Source organism: Streptomyces sp. W1SF4, assembly GCF_003950035.1.
In the GTDB taxonomy this organism is placed as follows: Bacteria; Actinomycetota; Actinomycetes; order Streptomycetales; family Streptomycetaceae; genus Streptomyces; species Streptomyces racemochromogenes.
The window spans coordinates 4,326,644-4,342,073 of record NZ_CP034350.1; the positions used below are offsets into that span (position 1 = coordinate 4,326,644).

The 15,430-nt window shown below is 72.3% G+C and carries 19 protein-coding genes; 9 read left to right on the top strand and 10 right to left on the bottom strand.

Annotation, left to right across the window (positions count from 1 at the left end; all coding sequences use genetic code 11):
* Positions 1-8: 8 nt before the first annotated feature.
* The gene (locus D1J60_RS20235; protein ID WP_125822054.1) at positions 9-407 is read right to left on the bottom strand and encodes a VOC family protein; all 399 of its coding nucleotides are present in this window, start codon (positions 405-407) and stop codon (positions 9-11) included.
* A gap of 143 nt (positions 408-550) precedes the next feature.
* Here D1J60_RS20235 and D1J60_RS20240 point away from each other — a divergent pair, with 143 nt between their 5' ends.
* Positions 551-1,069, top strand: coding sequence for a GNAT family N-acetyltransferase (locus D1J60_RS20240; RefSeq protein ID WP_125822055.1), 519 nt, complete (start codon positions 551-553; stop codon positions 1,067-1,069).
* On the opposite strand, the gene D1J60_RS20245 is transcribed toward D1J60_RS20240, so the two are convergent.
* Complete coding sequence (locus D1J60_RS20245) at positions 1,056-1,802, bottom strand: VOC family protein (protein ID WP_125822056.1); 747 nt, start codon at positions 1,800-1,802, stop codon at positions 1,056-1,058. The two genes, D1J60_RS20240 and D1J60_RS20245, sit on opposite strands and share 14 nt — an antisense overlap.
* 101 nt (positions 1,803-1,903) lie before the next feature.
* On the opposite strand from D1J60_RS20245, the gene D1J60_RS20250 reads away from it, so the two are divergent.
* Positions 1,904-2,287: a VOC family protein gene (locus tag D1J60_RS20250; protein ID WP_125822057.1), complete on the top strand. Its 384-nt coding sequence runs from the start codon at positions 1,904-1,906 to the stop codon at positions 2,285-2,287.
* A gap of 19 nt (positions 2,288-2,306) precedes the next feature.
* Here D1J60_RS20250 and D1J60_RS20255 read toward each other — a convergent pair whose 3' ends face one another.
* The 3 genes from D1J60_RS20255 to D1J60_RS20265 all read right to left on the bottom strand — a co-directional run bounded on the left by D1J60_RS20255 (position 2,307) and on the right by D1J60_RS20265 (position 4,206).
* Positions 2,307-2,678, bottom strand: a complete 372-nt coding sequence (locus D1J60_RS20255) for a VOC family protein (RefSeq protein ID WP_125822058.1) — start codon at positions 2,676-2,678, stop codon at positions 2,307-2,309.
* 54 nt (positions 2,679-2,732) lie between these two features.
* Complete coding sequence (locus D1J60_RS20260) at positions 2,733-3,389, bottom strand: dihydrofolate reductase family protein (protein ID WP_125822059.1); 657 nt, start codon at positions 3,387-3,389, stop codon at positions 2,733-2,735.
* Between the two features lie 94 nt (positions 3,390-3,483).
* A complete protein-coding gene (locus D1J60_RS20265; protein ID WP_125822060.1) occupies positions 3,484-4,206 on the bottom strand; it encodes a helix-turn-helix domain-containing protein in 723 nt (240 codons plus the stop codon).
* 236 nt (positions 4,207-4,442) lie between these two features.
* Here D1J60_RS20265 and D1J60_RS20270 point away from each other — a divergent pair, with 236 nt between their 5' ends.
* The 4 genes from D1J60_RS20270 to D1J60_RS20285 all read left to right on the top strand — a co-directional run bounded on the left by D1J60_RS20270 (position 4,443) and on the right by D1J60_RS20285 (position 8,584).
* On the top strand, positions 4,443-5,108 hold the full coding sequence (locus tag D1J60_RS20270) for a DUF4097 family beta strand repeat-containing protein (RefSeq protein WP_125822061.1): 666 nt from the start codon (positions 4,443-4,445) through the stop codon (positions 5,106-5,108).
* Positions 5,109-5,164: 56 nt separating this feature from the next.
* Positions 5,165-6,250, top strand: a complete 1,086-nt coding sequence (locus tag D1J60_RS20275; RefSeq protein ID WP_125822062.1) for a serine hydrolase domain-containing protein — start codon at positions 5,165-5,167, stop codon at positions 6,248-6,250.
* Positions 6,251-6,303: 53 nt separating this feature from the next.
* Positions 6,304-6,642, top strand: coding sequence for a hypothetical protein (locus D1J60_RS20280; RefSeq protein WP_125822063.1), 339 nt, complete (start codon positions 6,304-6,306; stop codon positions 6,640-6,642).
* Between the two features lie 136 nt (positions 6,643-6,778).
* Positions 6,779-8,584 (top strand): CocE/NonD family hydrolase, encoded by a 1,806-nt coding sequence (locus D1J60_RS20285; RefSeq protein ID WP_125822064.1) that lies wholly within the window; start codon positions 6,779-6,781, stop codon positions 8,582-8,584.
* Between the two features lie 51 nt (positions 8,585-8,635).
* On the opposite strand, the gene D1J60_RS20290 is transcribed toward D1J60_RS20285, so the two are convergent.
* Both D1J60_RS20290 and D1J60_RS20295 read right to left on the bottom strand, forming a co-directional pair.
* Positions 8,636-8,878 carry a DUF397 domain-containing protein gene (locus D1J60_RS20290; protein WP_125822065.1) on the bottom strand — a complete coding sequence of 81 codons (243 nt, stop codon included), beginning with the start codon at positions 8,876-8,878 and terminating at the stop codon, positions 8,636-8,638.
* Complete coding sequence (locus D1J60_RS20295) at positions 8,875-9,738, bottom strand: helix-turn-helix transcriptional regulator (RefSeq protein WP_125824115.1); 864 nt, start codon at positions 9,736-9,738, stop codon at positions 8,875-8,877. Before D1J60_RS20295 ends, D1J60_RS20290 begins: the two co-directional genes overlap by 4 nt.
* A 104-nt stretch (positions 9,739-9,842) precedes the next feature.
* Between D1J60_RS20295 and D1J60_RS20300 the strand changes: the two genes are divergently transcribed.
* The 3 genes from D1J60_RS20300 (at position 9,843) to D1J60_RS20310 (ending at position 12,808) form a co-directional block, all read left to right on the top strand.
* A complete protein-coding gene (locus tag D1J60_RS20300; RefSeq protein ID WP_125822066.1) occupies positions 9,843-10,277 on the top strand; it encodes an ATP-binding protein in 435 nt (144 codons plus the stop codon).
* A gap of 67 nt (positions 10,278-10,344) precedes the next feature.
* Positions 10,345-11,616: a DUF4241 domain-containing protein gene (locus D1J60_RS20305; RefSeq protein WP_125822067.1), complete on the top strand. Its 1,272-nt coding sequence runs from the start codon at positions 10,345-10,347 to the stop codon at positions 11,614-11,616.
* Positions 11,609-12,808: a DUF4241 domain-containing protein gene (locus D1J60_RS20310; RefSeq protein WP_125822068.1), complete on the top strand. Its 1,200-nt coding sequence runs from the start codon at positions 11,609-11,611 to the stop codon at positions 12,806-12,808. The genes D1J60_RS20305 and D1J60_RS20310 overlap by 8 nt, the downstream gene beginning before the upstream one ends.
* 38 nt (positions 12,809-12,846) lie before the next feature.
* On the opposite strand, the gene D1J60_RS20315 is transcribed toward D1J60_RS20310, so the two are convergent.
* From D1J60_RS20315 to D1J60_RS20325, 3 genes are all read right to left on the bottom strand, one after another.
* Positions 12,847-13,323, bottom strand: coding sequence for a hypothetical protein (locus D1J60_RS20315; RefSeq protein WP_241253336.1), 477 nt, complete (start codon positions 13,321-13,323; stop codon positions 12,847-12,849).
* A gap of 107 nt (positions 13,324-13,430) precedes the next feature.
* Positions 13,431-14,291, bottom strand: a complete 861-nt coding sequence (locus D1J60_RS20320) for an LLM class F420-dependent oxidoreductase (protein ID WP_125822069.1) — start codon at positions 14,289-14,291, stop codon at positions 13,431-13,433.
* Positions 14,292-14,386: 95 nt separating this feature from the next.
* Positions 14,387-15,394 carry an ADP-ribosylglycohydrolase family protein gene (locus tag D1J60_RS20325; RefSeq protein ID WP_206436654.1) on the bottom strand — a complete coding sequence of 336 codons (1,008 nt, stop codon included), beginning with the start codon at positions 15,392-15,394 and terminating at the stop codon, positions 14,387-14,389.
* Positions 15,395-15,430 lie beyond the last annotated feature (36 nt).

Below are 15,430 nucleotides of genomic sequence, written 5' to 3' on the forward strand. Positions count from 1 at the left end.
GCCCACGCTCAGCCCCAGGTGCGGGAGCAGAGCACGAGCCGGTAGCCGTCGGGGTCCTCGACCGTGACGCCGTACTCGTCCCAGTACGGGTTGTGCGAGGGGACCCGCGTCCCGCCGCACTCGACGAGCCGGCGCACGAGCTCCTCGTCGGGGGCCTCGCCGAGGTAGACGACGAACAGGTCGTCCACGGTGGGGGAGGGCTCGACCGGGTCGTCGGGGTCGAGCGTCAGCTCGAAGTGCCACCCGCCCCCGGCCGGCCCGACCATCAGCAGGTCGTGCTCCCCGGGCACGCGCTCCGCGCTCCGCCACACGACGTCGAGCCCGAGCCCGTCGACGTAGAACCGCTCGGCGGCCTTCAGATCCCGCGAGGGGCGTGCGACACGTATGTGGGTCTGCGTATTGATCATGCCGGGAGCGTACGCGCGGGGGCGCGTGCGGGCCGGATATTTCCCCCTCGAGGGGCGGGGGCGGGGCGGTGTTCGCCCACCCGCCCCCTCCCTGAGACCGTCCGGGGGGACGCCGCTCGCGCAACCCCGCGCATAATCGGCGGGTGATCAAGCCCGAGAGTGTGCGTACCGACCGGCTGGACCTCGTGCCCCTGCGGGTCGAGGACGCCGAGGAGATGGCCGGTGTGCTGGGGGATCCCGACCTGCACGTGTTCATCGGCGGTGAGCCCGAGGGCGTCGAGGAGCTGCGTGCCCGTTACGTGCGGTGGGGCGCCGGGTCGCCGGATCCGGGGGTTGCCTGGTGCAACTGGGTGGTGCGGCTGCGGGCGGAGGGGTGCCTCGTCGGGACCGTTCAGGCGACCGTCGGGGGCGGCAGTGCCGAGCTGTCGTGGGTGGTGGGAACGGCCTGGCAGGGCCGGGGGATTGCCTCCGAGGCGGCTCGGGGGCTCGTCGTGTGGTTGCGGGAGCAGGGGGTGGGGGAGGTCGTCGCGCACGTCCATCCCGACCACGCGGCGTCGGCCGCCGTCGCCGCTGCGGCCGGCCTCGCCCCCACCGGCCGGTGGCAGGACGGCGAGGTCCGGTGGGAGCGGGTGTGGGGCGGGGATCCTGTCAGCGGGGAGTGAGGAGGCAGAACTCGCTGCCCTCCGGGTCCGTCAGGACCTTCCAGTGGATCGCGGACTGGTCGAAGCCGGCGTCGGCGGGGTCCAGGGCGCCCAGGCCGCGCAGGCGCGCGGCCTCCGCCTCCAGGTCGTCGCCCTTGTAGGGGGCGACGTCGAGGTGGACGCGGTTCCAGCCGCTCTTGGGGTCGGCGGTGCGGATGAACTCCAGGTAGGGGCCGACGCCCTTGGCGGACCGCAGGGTCGCCTGGGTGTCGGTGACCTCGTGGACCGTCCAGTCCGTCGCCCGGCCCCAGAAGCGGGCCATCTCCCGGGGGTCGGCGCAGTCGACCACCACGGCGGCGACCGGCCCGGTGTCCCCGTAGACCTCGCGGGGCTCCAGGACGCAGAACTCGTTGCCCTCCGGGTCGGCCATGACCGTCCAGGGGACGTCGCCCTGGCCCACGTCGGCGAGGGTCGCGCCGAGGCCCTTCAGGCGTGCGACCAGTTCCGCCTGGTGGGCGGCCGAGGTGGTGGCCAGGTCGAGGTGCACCCGGTTCTTGACCGTCTTGGGCTCCGGTCGGGCGATGATGTCGATGCAGACGGCGGCAGGGTCGGGGTAGGTGAAACCGACGGGTTCGAGGTTGGTGACGCCGGGCCCCTCGCTGTCGATGCCCCAGCCGAGGGCCTCCGCCCAGAACCGGCCGAGCGCGGCGTCGTCGTGGGCCTTCATGTTGATCTGCACGAGTCTCGTCGTCATGGGGCAGATCCTAGGAGTTGACGCGGTACTGCCGCGCCGCAGGTCAGAGGCCGTCCCGCCGCCGGTTGGCGTGCGGGGCGGATGTGGGGGAGGCTCGCCGCATGGTTTCGATAGTGCAGAACGTGGCGGTCGACTGTGCGGATGCCTACGGGCTGGCCCGGTTCTGGAGCGCGGTGACCGGCCGTCCGCTGGGCCCGGAGGACGTACCGGGCGCCCGGGAGACGCAGGTGCTGCTCGCGGAGGGGCCGGTGCTGTACTTCAACCAGGTGCCCGAGCCGAAGACGGTCAAGAACCGGATCCATCTGTGCCTGCGCCCCGAGACGTCGCGCGAGCAGGAGGTGGAACGGCTGCTCGGCCTCGGGGCCACCCTGGTCGGCGATCACCGCAACCCGGACGGGACCGGCTGGGCGGTGCTCGCCGACCCGGAGGGCAACGAGTTCTGCGTCCTGCGCAGTGATTCGGACCGGGCCGCGACGGGCTCCTGAGGGGCGGTCCGAGAAGACGTCAGCCCCGTTCGGCGGCGCTGCGTTCCACGCAGAACTCGTTGCCCTCCGGGTCCGTCATGGTCACCCAGCCCGTGCCGTCCGGGTTGCGGTGGTCGCCGGTGATGGCGGCGCCGAGCGCGGTCAGGCGTTCCACCTCCTCGTCGCGGGTGCGGTCCTGCGGCTGGACGTCGAGGTGGACGCGGTTCTTCACCGCCTTGCCCTCCGGGACGCGGATGAACAGCAGTCCGGCGCCGGCCGTCTCGACCAGCACTTCGGGGTCGCCGGGCTCGTCGCCGTCTTCGAGCTTGCCGTCGAGGGCGGCGGTCCAGAACTGCGCCAGGGCGTAGGGGTCGGAGCAGTCGAAGGTCACGTGTCGCACGAGAGATGCCATGGCGGCACTATCGATCAGGCTCCGGCCCCTGTCCATCACACAGGGGCGGGGGCGTCACTTCCGCCAGAAGAGGTGGTGGATGACGCTGCCGCCCGGGCTGGGGACGACGTCCAGGTGGAAGCGGTCGAGCAGCTCGTCGGGTGACTTCCACAGCCGTGACCCGGAGCCGATCTCGATGCCCGGGGAGACCGCCACGTGGAGGGTGTCGACGAGGTCGGCGTCGAGGAACTCGCGGATGGTGGTGGCCCCGCCGCCGAGGCGTACGTCCTTGCCGCCCGCGGCCTCCTTCGCCCGGGCGAGGACGGTGGCCGGGTCGGCGCCGGTGAAGTGGAAGGTGGTGTCGGAGAGGGTGAAGGACGGGCGTTCGTGGTGGGTCATCACGAACACCGGTGTGTGGAAGGGCGGCTCGTCGCCCCACCAGCCCCGCCACTCGTGGTCCTGCCAGGGGCCGCGCTGGGGGCCGAACTTGTTGCGGCCCATGATCTCGGCGCCGATGTTGTTGGCGAAGTCCCGGGTGAGGTAGTCGTCGAGTCCGCGGCTGCCGCCGGGGGCGGTGCGGTTGGGCCAGCCGGCGGTGGCGCCGGCCCACGCGAACATGGTCCCGGGGTCGGCGTGGCCGAAGGGCCGCTCCAGGCTCTGGTCCTCGCCGGCGCCGAAACCGTCCCGCGAGACGTTGAAGTTCTGCACTCTCAGCAGCTGCTGCCGCGCCATGGTCTGTGTCCTCCTCCGTGATCCTCCGTGTACGGACGAGGATTGAGACTGCACGCGTCGGCGGAACTCATCGCCCGCCGACACGCCGGCTTCCCTACGGGGTCTGCTCGGGCTTGGTGTGGAGGATCTCGCGTGCCTGGTCGGCGGCGCGGACGATGCTCTCGGAGACGAAGTCGACGAAGCGGCCGATGTTCTCCAGGCGGGTCGCGGCGGGGGTGTTGCGGCCGAGGACGTTGACGCCCTTGCGCGCGGTCTCGGCGAGCAGGGCGGTGGAGCGGGCGCTGGCCATCATCGACTCGTACCAGACGTCGTCGTCGACGATGTACCGCTCACGGCGGCGTTCGTCGCGTTCCCGGCGGATGAGGCCCTGGCCTTCGAGCAGTGCGACCGCCTTGGAGATGGAGCCGGGGCTGACCTGGAGGCGCTGGACGAGTTCGGACGCGGTGAGGGTGCCGGAGTCGGCTATGTAGAGGGCGACGAGGACCTTGGCGGTCATCTTGGGCAGGCCCGACTGGATCAGGACGGTCGCGAACATCTCCTCGTACGCGGCCACCGCCTCCGGGTCGCGGCCGTGGGTCTGTGCGGGGGCCTGGGGGCCCCGGGGCGCGGCCTGCTTGCGGCGGTGGGTGCGGTGTTCGGTGGCGCGCTGGGCGAGGTCGGCGCGGTAGCCGGCGGGGCCGCCGTTGCGCATGACCTCGCGGGTGACCGTTGAGGTGGGGCGGTCGAGGCGCCGGGCGATCTCCGCGTAGGCGAGGCCGTCGGCCACGCCCAGTGCGATCTGCTGGCGTTCCTGCGGGGTGAGCCTGCCTCCCGGCATGTGCGGTCTCCTTCGTGTTGCCGTCTGCGGCCCCAGCGTAGCGTTCAGATTCGAGCTGTTGCAACGGATTCCGGGCTGGCGTTGCGTTAGATTTAGGTGCGGTGCAACGATATTGCGGCTCTGACCTGCGGTGATTTGGATTCTTCGCAACGAAGTTGTTGCTCGATCTGTGAACGCGACGTAGCTTTCAGGTCGTTGGAAACAGCGAGCGACACCAACCCGAAGGAAGAGAAACCATGCAGAACTTCGCCACCACCGCCGCCATCACCACCATCCTCGACATCCCCGCCGGTGCCATCCGCTTCATCGCCACCGACCGCGCCGACACCACCGTCGAGATCCTCCCGGCCGACGCCGGCAAGAGCCGCGACGTGAAGGCCGCCGAGGAGGCCACCGTCGAGCTCCGGGACGGCGTCCTGTACGTCAGCACCCCGCAGAAGAACGAAGCGTTCGGCGCCTCCGGCTCCGTCGACGTCACCGTCCAGCTGCCCGCCGGGTCCAGCGTCGAGGCGAAGACGGCCTCGGCCCGGGTCACCACCACCGGCCGCCTCGGCGACGTCTCCCTGGAGAGCGCCCACGGCACCGTCACCCTCGACGAGGCCGCCCGCGTCCGCATCGCCCTCGCCGCCGGCGACATCAGGGTCGGCCGCCTCACCGGCTCCGCCGACCTCCGCACCCAGAAGGGCGACCTGACGATCGGTGAGGCCGCCGGCGGCACGGTCACCCTGCGCACCGAGCACGGCGACATCACCGTCGGCGCCGCCCGCGGAGTCTCCGCCACCCTCGACGCCGGCACCTCCTACGGCCGCGTCAGCAACGCCCTCCGGAACGCGGACGGCGACGACACCCTCACCATCCACGCCACCACCTCCTACGGCGACATCACCGCCCGCACCGTCTGAGCCCCAGCCCGTCCCGCACCGCAGCCACGCACACCCACCCGAAGGAGCACGCCACCATGTCCGTCACGCCGAACAACGACCGTCCGGAACTGCTGAAGGCCATCGAGGAGATCGCCGCGGCCGACGCCTGGGCCGGGGTCCTGGTGCGGGTGAACGACGAGCGGGGCGAATGGACCGGCGCCGCCGGCGTACGAAAGCTCGGCGAGAGCGCCGCCCCGCAGGCCGACGGACACTTCCGGATCGGCAGCAACACCAAGACCTTCACCGCGACCCTCGTCCTCCAGCTGGTCGCCGACGGACGGATAGCCCTCGACGGCACCGTCGACGACCACCTCCCCGAGTACGGGCTCGACCGCCGCATCACCGTCCGGATGCTGCTCCAGCACACCAGCGGCCTCTTCAACTTCACCGGCGAGTACTACGAGGACGGCACCATCGCCCCGGGCATCGACTGGCAGGGCCAGGAGTGGGTGGACAAGCTCCTCCACACCTACCGGCCCGAGGAACTCGTCCGCTTCGCCCTCGCCAGGCCCGCCCGCTTCGAGCCGGGCACGGACTGGAGCTACGCCAACACCAACTACGTCCTGCTGCGGCTCCTGGTCGAGAAGGTCGTCGGCCGCCCCTTCGCCGAGGAGATGCGGGAGCGGCTCCTGACGCCGCTGGGCCTCACCGGCACCTTCCTCCCGGAATCCTCGCCCGAGATCGCCGAGCCGCACGCCCACGGCTACTACACCTACCAGGACGGCGAGGAGTGGAAGACGGCCGACGTCACCCGCGCCAACCCCTCCTGGATCTCCGCCGCCGGCGACATGATCTCCACCACCAAGGACCTGCACACCTTCTTCTCCGCCCTGATGAGCGGCGAGCTCCTGCCCGCCGACCTCCTCGACCAGATGCGCGACCCGCACACCAAGTTCGCCTACGGCCTCGGCCTGATCGTCCAGGAGACCGAGCACGGCACGCTCTACACCCACAACGGCGGCTTCTGGGGCTGGGGCGCCCTGATGTACAGCTCGCCGGGCGGCAGGACGACGCTGACCGCCTCGCTCACCTCCAGCGACGCCCGGCTCGACCTCATGAAGGCGGCGGAAGCCTTCACCAAGGTCCAGGGCACGCTCATCGACGCGGTGTTCGGCGCCTGAACGCCGGGAAAAGCAGGTGCGGCGGCCCTCAGGGGCCGCCTAGCTTGATCCGGATGAGCAGCGACTATCCATTCGCGGACGGGTACAACCTCGTCTGGGACCTGACCGGATTCGGTGACGCGGACGAAGAGATAGTCGAGTCCGTGTCCCTCACCCGGGACCAGTTCCTCGAGATCCGGCACCTGTTCGTGCTGGGCGACGACCCCTGGATGGTGAGCGGCGAATACCGCGTGGCGCCGAGCATCTGGGCGCACGTACGCAGCGCCGTGCCGGGTGTCCGCTTCCACCGCGATGCCGACTACTTCCTCGGCGCCCGTCAGGCCCTGCCTGACGGGCGCTTCTGGCGTCCGGCCCCTGGCGTGGCGGCGCCCGGCCCCATCCCGCCGCCTTAGCCCAGATATGGCGCACGAGAGGGCATATCGCGGTTAATCCACTGCTTCTGATGAAGATGACGGCGTATCAGTTTGGTCGGCCCCGATCTGATCAAGAAGCCGATCGATATCCGTTCAGAGCAAAGGTGGTTTCCGAATGACCAGTGACCAGACTCCCTCGGTCACCGAAGCGACGCTCACCGACATCGCCACCAACGGCATCTGGGGCCCGGGCCACAGCGTCAGCGAGGCCGTCGTCGACGTGTCCCGGGCGCTGCTCGCCTCCCTCCAGGGCGAGGAGGGCGTCGAACTCCCGGCGGAGCTCTCGGAACTGGTGGCCGCGGTACGGCGGATCGCCACGATCTCCCTGCCCCGTATCACCGCGCACGACGGTGTCCGGCTGTCGGCGTTCAGCATCAAGCTGAAGGACGCCGCCCCGCACCCCGTGGTGATCGTGCCCGCCGGCTGGAACCCCTACGGCTGGCTGCCCTTCCTCTACGCCTACCTCAAGCTGGCGCAGCGCGGCTACCACGTGCTCGCCTACTCCCCGCGCGGCATCGGCATCAAGGGCTGGCTGTCGACGTCCGAGGGCTTCGTCAACGTGGCCGGGCCCGACGACTGGGCCGACGGTTCGTCTGTGATCGACTACGCATACGAGGCCCTCGAACCCAGCCGGGTCGGCTTCCTCGGCGAGTCCTACGGCTCCGGGATCAGCCAGCTGGTCGCCGCGCACGACCCGGCCGGCCGCGTCGACGCCGTGGTCGCGCTGAGCACCTGGGGCAACCTCGCCACCAGCCTGTACGACAACGGAACCAGGCACCTGGCGGCCGTGGAGGCCTTGATCGCCTTCACCGGCGGCCCGCTGGAGGAGAAGTTCGACGAGGGCTCCCAGCAGCTCCTCAAGGACTTCCTGAGCGGCCGGAACCTCGACGCGGTGGTCGAGTGGGGCACCGAACGCTCCCCGGAGACCTACGTCGACCAGACGAACGCGCGGGGCATCCCGACGTTCATCTCGAACACCTGGCACGAGACGCTGTTCCCGGTCAACCCCGTGCTCGACCTCTTCGAGCGGCTCACCGTGCCGAAGCGGCTGAACCTGTGGATCGGCGACCACGGCGCCCCCGAGGGCCCCGGCCTGGCCGGGCTGGTGACCGGCCTGCCGTTCCCCGGGCTGGCGGAGCCGACGCTGGAGGCCTACGCGTGGCTGGACCACCACCTGCTCGGCGCCGCCAACGACGTGCCGAACTGGCAGCCCGTGAAGAGCCAGAGCATGTTCACCTACAAGACGATCGCGATCCCGGGCGGCACCAACCTGATCACTGTCCCGGCGCACCGCGAGACGTACGACTCCTGGTCCGAGGCCACCACCGGCAGCGAGTCGTGGTACCTCAGCGGTACCGGCGGCTCCGGTGACGGCGCGCTGACCGACAAGCCGACCTCCGGGTGGTCGCGGGACTTCCAGGCCGGCGCCCTGACCTCCTCCCGCGCGGGCGAACTGCTCAAGACCGGGCAGCGGGAGTGGTTCGGCAACCCCACCGTGTACGCCCTCGCGGAGTTCGAGCGCGAGCAGCTGCTGGTCTGGTCGACCGACCCGCTCACCGGCCCCGGTGAGGTGGCCCGCCGGATCCGGGGCACCGCCACCGTGCGGCTGTCGGTGCGCAGCAGCGTCGATTCCGCCACCGTGATCGCGTACCTGTACGACGTCGCCCCGGACGGCACCGCCCGGATCATCACCCACGAGCCGTACACGGCCACCGGCCTGACCCCGAACGCTGAGACCACCCTCACCTGGTCCCTCCAGGCCGCGTCCTACGACCTGCCGGCCGGGCACCGCCTCGCCCTGGTGGTCAACAGCCGCGACCCGCTGTACTCCTACGCGGGCTCGGACCTCCCGGCCCTCACCACCACCACGGTCGGCTCCGTGAGCGGGAGCGAGGCCCGGCTGGAACTGCCGCTGAGCTGAAACGCGCGTGCGGGAGCCCGCCGCTCGGCGAGCGGCGGGCTGCTGTACGGCTCAGGCGGTGACACCGCCGAGGAACGCGGTCCAGGTGGCGGGGCTGACCGCCAGCTCGGGGCTGGCGCTGAGCTTCGAGTCCCGGACGTGGACGGTGTCGGCGCAGGCGGCGACCTCGACGCAGTCGTCACCCTGGCTGCTGCTGTACGACGACTTGTGCCAGGAGAGGGCGACCTCGACGCAATTGTCGCCATCCCCGCTGCTGTAGCTGCTCTTGAACCACCGGAGCTGGGAGCTGTTCACAGGGATCCTCGCATTCGCATCAACAGGCCCGTGCTGTCCGCAGGGTTGAGGGCCTGGATGCGAAGCTTCGCATACTGCTGGTGGAAGGCGCTTACCGCTTTCGGGTCGGAGATGACATGGCCCGCCTTTGGGCCTTCGGTGTAGCCCCACCACTGGTGCTCCTCGGATTCGAGGAGACGAAAGGGGCCGTCGGTGCCGGCATGTTCCGGGCTGACGGTCGGCATGAACTGGATGTCCACATTCGGCAGCTGCGCGCATCGCAGTAAGTGGTCGATCAGCTCGCGGGTTACCTCTGGTCCACCTGTCTGCCGCTCGATGACCGTCTGTTCGATGATGAAGCTGAGGCTGGTGTACGGGGTGCGCGTCAGCACCTTCTGTCGGTTCAGGCGAAGCGTGATCCGGTCCTCGGCCTCCTGTGCCGTGGGCCGGGGTGGGACGTTCTCGATCTGTGCCCGCGCGTAGGCCTCGGTCTGCAGCAGCCCAGGAATCGACCTGCACTCGTACGTATTGAGCGCGATGGCCGTCTCCTCCAGCTCAGCCCACTGCCGGAACCATGAGGCGAGTCCCCGCCTGCGCGTCAGCTGTTTCGCCGCGATCTGGATCACCCCGAAGGCGTCCAGCACCTCCTCCGCCTTGTTCACCAACTTCGCGGACGGATGTCGTCGGCCCTGCTCTACGGACGCCACGTACTGCACCGAGTAGCCGACCTTCGGCCCGAACTGCTCCTGGGTCAGGCCGGCGCGTTTGCGCGATGCCTTGAGCACTTCACCGAAGTTCCGCAGGTCGGGATCCGGCTCCACCTGGTTGTCACCGCTGCTGCCCTCGCCAGCCGTCATCACGGTCACCTCCCGACCAATCATGCTCACGGTCGGTGACTGCGCCTGTCCAGCCACTGGACTACTACTCTTCAACAGTAGTAGTCGCCGTGCTGGGAACTCCCCTGCCCACACGGGACGTTCTAGCCATGACGGCAACCTCGGGCCACCCCCAGGCCTTCGTGCGCGTGTTCACTCAGCGTTTCAGCTGCACCCCCCGCGGCGCCCGCCTCGCCCGGCAGCTGGCCCTCGTCTCCCTCCACGACTGGGGCGTCCCCGAAGGCACCGGGCTCTCCGCCGACGCCGGGCTCCTCGTCGCGGAGCTCGCCTCCAATGCCGCCACCCACGGCCGCGTCCTCGGGCGGGACTTCGAGCTGCGGATGACGCTGCTGGAGGGCGTGCTCCGGCTGGAGGTGTCCGACCCGCGCAGGGACCGGCGGCCCGCCGTGCGGCCCCACGCGTACCAGGCGGAGTCCGGGTACGGGCTGCGCATCGTGGACGCCCTCGCGACCGACTGGGGGGTGATGGACCGGATCATCGGCAAGACCGTCTGGGCCGAGCTGGCCCACCGCCCGGCCCCGTAGGGGCGTTGTCACCGCAGGCGGCTACCTTGCTCGGGCACATGCAAGGGCGCGGGAGCAGGGAGCGGTCATGGTCGTCGAGGTGGGGTACGCGCAGGCGTGGGACCCGGAGTCCCGTACCGCGTGGCGGCCGCTGTCCGTCGGGGAGGCTCGGGAGCGGGACGCGGCCGGGCTGCCGTACGTGGTGGTGTACCGGACGGCGGGCCGGGAGGCGCCGCTGGAGGTCCGGCTCGTCTCCTGGCGGGACCACCACGTCGGGCTGTGGGTCTACGACGACCAGGGGCGCCGCACCAACGACCTGGACATGCGGCTGCTGGACGACCCGGCGCGGCTGTTCCACCGGTACGCCGTCGCCTGGAGGTACCCGGGCCCGGACACGGCGGAGTTCGACCCGCAGTGCCCGCGCATCGTCCTGGACCTCTTCCCGGACGGGAGGGGCCTGCGGAAGGAGGAGCCCCGGGGGTACTCCACCGTGGCGGGCCTCACCGAGGAGCAGCGGTGGATGGACCGGCCGGCCTTCGGGGAGTGGCCGTTGCTCTCTGCGACGGTGCACGGGCTCACGGAGCCGCCGGTCTTCGAGGCGGCCGAGGTCCCCGCGGGCGAAGCCGGGGAGGCTCCCGCCGGCTGCTGGCGGGCGCCGCGTCCCGCGCGGCCCGGGCCGATCGGCGAGCTGTTCCGGCCCGGCGTGCGGGTCACCGACGGGTACCACCCCGAGCAGACGGTCGTGGAGCCGCGCCGGGTGGGCACCCTGCGCGTGCCGAGCGGGCTGCTGGCGGTGGCGGGCCCGGACAACGTCGACGACGAGCCGGCGATCACCGTTCCCGTGCCGCCAGGGGAGTACGTCCTCGACGAAGCGCGGGTCGAGTACGCCTACCACTGCGAGTGGCGGGACGCCCGGGTCGAGACCACGTCCCCGACCGCCGTCCGGCTGCTCCTCGGCGAGACCCCCGCCGCGTCCTGGGAGATGGCCCTCGGTCCGGACGACGACCTCCGGATCTTCATCGAGAACCAGATAGCCGGCTTCACCACCGACGGCGCCGCCGGCTGCTTCGCCGATGCCGGGTCCTTCCGGTCGCTCCTCTCGCTCTTCGAGCGGGGGCTGATCCACGGGGAGCCGGACCTCGACGGGTACGAGGACCTGGACGACGGGTCGATGTTCATGCACCGCACCTGGGACACCGCCACCGGCGGCGAGCTGATGGTCTTCGCGACGACCGGCGACGGCACCTACCCCGTGTGGCTGGGCCGTTCCGCCGCCGGCGAGCTGGTAAGCGTCGTGGTGCTGGTCGAGGGCATGCCCGAGATCCTCCCGGAGCGGGACGGGGACAGAGCCGGTGCCTGACACGGCGTACGTGACGTACGAGGAGTCCTGGCACGCGGGGACCCGTACCGGCGGGCGGGAGCTGTCCGCCGACGAGGCGCGGGCCCGGGACGCGCAGGGGCTGCCGTACGCGGTGGTGTACCGCGCCCCGGGGCGTGAAGTGCCGCTCGGGGTGCGGATGGTGGCGTGGCGGGCCGGGACCGTCGACGCCTGGGCGTACGACGGGCAGGGCCGCCGGAGCGCCGAGGCGGAGCTGCGGATGCGGGACGACGAGGGGCGGCTGCTGGTGCGGCGGCTGCTCGTGCGGCGGTTCCCGGACGCGCGGACGGCGGAGTCCGACCCGGACTGCCCCCGGACGGCGGTGGAGCTGTCGGCCGACGGCACGGCGCGGATCTCGCACCAGCCCGGCGGGATGCGGGGGGACTCCCTGGAGGCCGAGGTGGCGGTGGCCGAGGCGGACCTGTGGGCGGTGCGGCCGGGCTTCGACGACTGGGCGGGGCTGCCCGTCGCGGACGCGCTCCCGGAGTGGGTCGGTGCGCTGCCCGGCGCGGAGGAGGCCGGCTGGCGGCGGGAGCCGTCGCGGCTGCGCGGGCCCGCCGACTTCGACCGGGTGTTCCGGGCCGGGACGGAGATACCAGGGCTGCATGTGCTCGATCCGATGCCGTGCGGGAGCGTGCGCGTGCCGAGCGGGGTGCTGGCGGTGGCCTGCCCGGACACGGGGGAGGGGCTGTCCCGGATCACGGTGGACGTGCCGCCGGGCACGTACCCGCTGGAGGCGGCCTGGGTCCATGTGGCGGAGGCGCACTGGGGGTCGTACGAGGACGTGGCGGCCGTCCGGCTGTGGATCGGCGACGACCCTGTGGCGGCCTGGGAGATGGCGCTCGGGCCCGGTGACGACACGCTCCGGCTCCGCGAGGGCGAGGCCTTCGGGTTCGGTACGGACGCGGCCACCGGTGCCTTCGGCGATGCCGAGGCCTGGCCGGAGCTGTGCGACCTGCTGGAGCGGGCGAGGCGGCGGGGGTCCCCGGAGCACGACCGGCTCTCCAACTCCGTCGCCGGCATGAACCTGGACGGCGGCGGCCTCGGCGCGGACCTGGCGCTGTTCTGCACGGGCGGCGACGGCGTCTACCCGGTGTGGCTGGGGCGGTCGGCGTCCGGCGAGGTCGTACGGGTGGCCGTGCAGACGGCGTACGAGCTGGACCTCGAAGCGTGAACGGGCCGCCGCCGGGAAGCGGCGGCGGCCCGCGTGCGCTACGACTTCGGGAGGGCCGGGAGGGAGGGCAGCTTGCCCGGCTCGCTCTTCTGGAAGGTGTCCTGGCCGGCGCCGTCCCAGGTGACCTTCAGGGTGGTCGCGTCGACCGAGTCGACCTTGCCCTTCGAACGGGTCGCGCCCGCCGGGCACTTCAGGTCGAGGGACGAGCCGCTCGCGGTGCCCTCGCAGGTCAGGCCGGTGGCGGCCTCGACGACGAACGCCTTCTGGCCCTTGACGGTGAGCACCACGCCCTTGCCCGGCGTCTGCATGGAGATCCAGCCGCCGTCGAGGCTGCCCGCGGCCGGTGCGCCGCCGCCCGCGCTGGGCGTGGCGGCCGGGGTGGCGGCCGGCGGGACGGAGGCGGTGTCCGGCTTCTTGGTGTCGGCCGGCTTGCTGTCGCTGCCGCAGGCGGTCAGGGTGAGGACGGCCGCGACTCCGGCTGCGGCGGCGACGGAGATACGCAGTTTGCTGTGCACGGGAAGTCCCCCAGGGGCGAGTCGAACGAAAGACGGGCCAAGTTAGCAGCCGTCCGGGCAGGCGGCGGCCACCCGCAGACACGCCGGGGCGGGGTGGTCCGGTTCCGTCAGAGGTACTGGGCGAAGTCGTCCAGGGCGCACAGGACTTCCGCCTCCCGGGCGGAGGGGAGCTGGAGGACGACCTCCTCGATGCCCAGTTCGGCGTAGTGCCCGAGCTTCCCGGGGTTCGGCTGGACGGCGTACGGGACCACCTGGAGGGACTTGGGGTCGCGCCCGGCGTCCTCCCAGACCCGGCGGAGTACGGGCACGGACTCGGTGAGGCCGCGGCCGCCGATGGGGAGCCAGCCGTCGGCGTGGTCGGCGATCGCGGCGAACAGCTTCGGGCCGGCCGCCCCGCCGATCAGGGTGCGCGGTCCGTACAGCGGCTTCCCGGGGGCGAGTTCGCGCGGGGCCTGCACCGGCTTCGGGTGGGCGGAGCTGGCGCGGACGGAGCCGTACGGGCCCTCGTACGCGGTCGGCTCCGGCGCCCACAGGGCGCGCATCAGGGCCATGTGGTCCCGGACGCGTTCGCGGCGGGTGCGCCAGTCGACGCCGTGGTCGGCGGCCTCCTCGACGTTCCAGCCGTAGCCGATGCCGAGGGTGAGGCGGCCGCCGCTGAGGTGGTCGACGGTCGCGACCTGCTTGGCCAGGCCGATCGGATCGTGCTGGGCGACGAGGGTGATGCCGGTGCCGAGGTGGAGGCGCTCGGTGACGGCGGCGGCCTGGCCGAGGGCGACGAAGGGGTCGAGGGTGCGGCCGTACTGGTCGGGGAGTTCGCCGCCCATGGGGGCGTCGGTGTCCCGGCTGACGGGGATGTGGGTGTGCTCGGGGAGGTAGAGGCCGGAGAAGCCGCGCTGCTCCAGGGCGCGGGCGAGGCGGGTGGGGGAGACGGTGCGGTCGGTGAGGAAGATGGTCGTGGCGATCCGCATGGGCGAGGGCACCTCCGAGACGTCGGGAGGGCCAAGGTACGGGCTCGGGCGCGAGGACGGCAGGGCGTACGGGGACTGCTCCTCGGCGCGTCGGCTCAGGCGCGGGGGTAGCGGGTCAGCCACGGGGAGGCGGTGACGGCCGGGCCGTGCAGGGACGGGCCCTGGGTCAGCTCCAGGGCGAGGTCGTCGGCCAGTTGCAGCAGGAGGGCCCGGCCCTCCAGTTCGGCCAGCCCGGCGGCCGGGAGGGCCGTCTCGCCGTGCAGGGCGCCGAGGAGGGCCCCGCACAGGGGGCCGGCGTGGCCGGCGGCGGCCAGGCGCAGGCCGTGCGGGACGTCCTCGGCGACCAGCGCGCAGTAGACGGCGGCGGCGAGGGTGTCCTCGGCGGTGCGGCTGGTGCCGGTGGCGGTGGCGAGGGCTTCGACGGCGCCGGGGCCGGGCTCGCCGCCGGTGACGGCGGTGAGGGCGCGGTGCAGGGCGTCGGTGACGGGTTCGTGGCCGGGGCGGGCGGTGAGCAGGGCGAGGGCGCGCCGGACGGCGGTGTCGAGGGAGACGCCCCGGGCCAGGCCGTGCACGATCACGGCGAAGGCCCCGGCGGACAGGTACGCGGCGGGGTGGCCGTGGCTCTGGACGGCGCACTCGACCGCGAGGTGGAGGACCAGGGCGGGCTCCCAGCCGACCAGCAGCCCGAACGGGGCCGAGCGTTCGGTGGCGGCCGCGTCCCGGGCGGTGGGGTTCTTCGGCCGGTCGAGGGTGGCGGGGGTGTCGTCGCCGAAGCCGGTCAGGCAGGCCCGCCCGGGGTCGCGGCGGGCGTAGGGCCACTCCTCGTTGCCGAGCCAGCCGTTGTCCTCGCGGCGCTCGTCGGGGCCCCAGTCGTGCTGGGTGGCGTACCAGCGGCGGTAGGCGCGGTGGACGTCGGTCGGCGGGTGCCAGGTGCCGGTGTCGCGGCGCACGTGGGCCCGTATCAGGCCGTCGACGGTGAACATGGTCAGCTGCGTGGCGGCGGTGACGGCCCCCCGGCGGCCGTACCCGTCCCCGAGCGCACCCCCGAGCAGCACCCCGCGCACCCGGCTCCGGAAGTCCTGCTGCTCCCCCCGCCCCCACAACACGGCCCCGCCGGGCCGGCTGCCCGCGCCGGCTTC